2 protein-coding genes are annotated in these 1861 nt (G+C 46.2%); both read left to right on the top strand.

Going from position 1 to position 1861, the window contains the following annotated elements; translation table 11 throughout:
* Positions 1 to 1032: an IS21 family transposase gene (gene istA / locus EVJ30_RS14835; protein ID WP_131469568.1), complete on the top strand. Its 1032-nt coding sequence runs from the start codon at positions 1 to 3 to the stop codon at positions 1030 to 1032.
* Positions 1029 to 1802: an IS21-like element helper ATPase IstB gene (gene istB / locus EVJ30_RS14830; protein WP_031424696.1), complete on the top strand. Its 774-nt coding sequence runs from the start codon at positions 1029 to 1031 to the stop codon at positions 1800 to 1802. Before istA ends, istB begins: the two co-directional genes overlap by 4 nt.
* Positions 1803 to 1861 lie beyond the last annotated feature (59 nt).

Raw genomic sequence — 1861 nt, 5'->3', positions numbered from 1 at the left:
ATCAAAGAAGGTACAACCAATTGCGAGGTTCTGTTCGATGAGATTCAAAAGCTAGGCTATGAAGGGAAAATGACGATTCTGAGAGAGTACGTGAGACCTTACAGACTTCAGCCTAAAAAGCAGGCTACCGTCAGGTTTGAAACACCGCCTGGACGACAGGGACAGATGGATTGGAGTGATGTCGGGACGTATGAAGTAGACGGTGAAATGCGTATGGTGTATGCCTTCTCCATCATCCTCGGGTATTCAAGGATGCGATACATCGAGTTCACGACCGACATGACGCTGGAGACTCTGATGAAGTGCCATATGAATGCGTTCGCCTTCTTCAATGGCGTACCGCAACAGATTCTCTATGACAATATGAAAACTGCGGTCATCAGCCACAATCCAAACGGTATCAAGTTCAATCAGAAGTTCGAAGATTTCTTGGCCTATTATGGGATTACGCCGAAGGCGTGCAAGCCCAGACGGGCACAGACGAAAGGGAAGATCGAGCGCTCATTCGGCTATATGAAACAGAACTTTTTCAAACGACGTATCGGAAAGACATTGGAACGATTGAATCGTGACGTCCTGGAGTGGCTACAAAACACGGCCAATAAAAAGAAAAACGATACGACGAAAGAGTCACCTGAGAAACGCTTCGAGGTTGAACAAGGTTTTCTAGCACCAGGACATTTGAAGCCGCATTATCCGGTCCATCGCTGGGAAACACGTCAAGTAAGCAAAGACTGTTTTGTGTCCTACCAAGGACGACAGTATTCAGTTCCGTTCCGGTTCGTCGGACAGCATGTACGAATTAGAATCACCCTTGACCATCATCTCGAGGTCTACGCTGATGGCGAACAAATCGCCCAACACCCGATCGCCTCCGGGAACTTGAAGTATCAATTAAATTTAGAGCATTACAAAGGGCTAGAAACGACTCAAAAAGGTTTGCCGACCCGTCGTCTCCAGCCCGATATTCCTGAAGTGGAACGTCGTTCCCTTCAAGTGTACGAACAGTTCGAAAGGAGCGATCACGAATGAACACGGACCTTCTCACTGAACGCTTAGAAAAAGTTGGATGGCAATTGTCGGCCAACCAGCTTGAAGGAATCCTTGAAGATGCCTCCAAGAATAATGTAGCATATTCGGACTTTCTAAACAGTATTCTGATGACGGAAATCGAACACCGTGAGTCAACAGAGCTATCGAAACGAATAAAACGTGCCAGACTCCCCTATTTTAAGACGCTAGAAGACTTCGACTTTGCGTTTCAGCCGAGCATCAATGAAAAGCGCGTCAGGGAGGTGATGACCTGTCGGTTCATCGATAACGGCTTTAATGTATTATTATTGGGCCCGCCGGGGGTAGGGAAGACACACTTGGCGATTTCAATCGCTGCGGAAGCTGTCACGAAAGGTTATCGGACTTCGTTCATTACCGCGAACGATTTTGTCGAGGAGTGTCAAAAAGCAGAGAAATCTGGCCTTCTTCCTCGTATCATCAAAAGGTACTGTCGATCCGAGCTACTCATTCTAGATGAAATCGGTTATTTTCCGTTCGACCCCATCAGTGCGAATGCGCTGTTTCAAATCATCTCGAAGAGATATGAGAGAGGTTCGATCATCCTGACTTCAAACAAGTCATATATTGAATGGGGAAAAATATTTGGTGACGAGGTTTTGGCAACCGCAATTTTAGATCGCCTTCTTCATCATGCGACCACTTTTAACATTCGGGGAGATTCATATCGGATGAGGGAAAAGAAACGGGCCGGCATCCAGCCGACCCGTGTCGATAGTTTCCAAGAGTAACGTGTAAAAAAGGGATTTTTAATCCGTTATTAAGAAGGAATTTTAAACCGCTGTTGACA

The sequence above is a fragment of the Exiguobacterium sp. SH5S13 genome, from assembly GCF_004337085.1.
GTDB lineage: Bacteria > Bacillota > Bacilli > Exiguobacteriales > Exiguobacteriaceae > Exiguobacterium > Exiguobacterium aurantiacum_A.
The sequence above is the reverse complement of the archived record's forward strand: the minus strand, read 5'-3'. Positions and strand labels throughout refer to the sequence as shown.

Coding starts and splice junctions, on each gene's coding strand:
- istB (WP_031424696.1), top strand. CDS start 1,029: ATGAACACGGACCTTCTCACTGAACGCTTAGAAAAAGTTGGATGGCAA.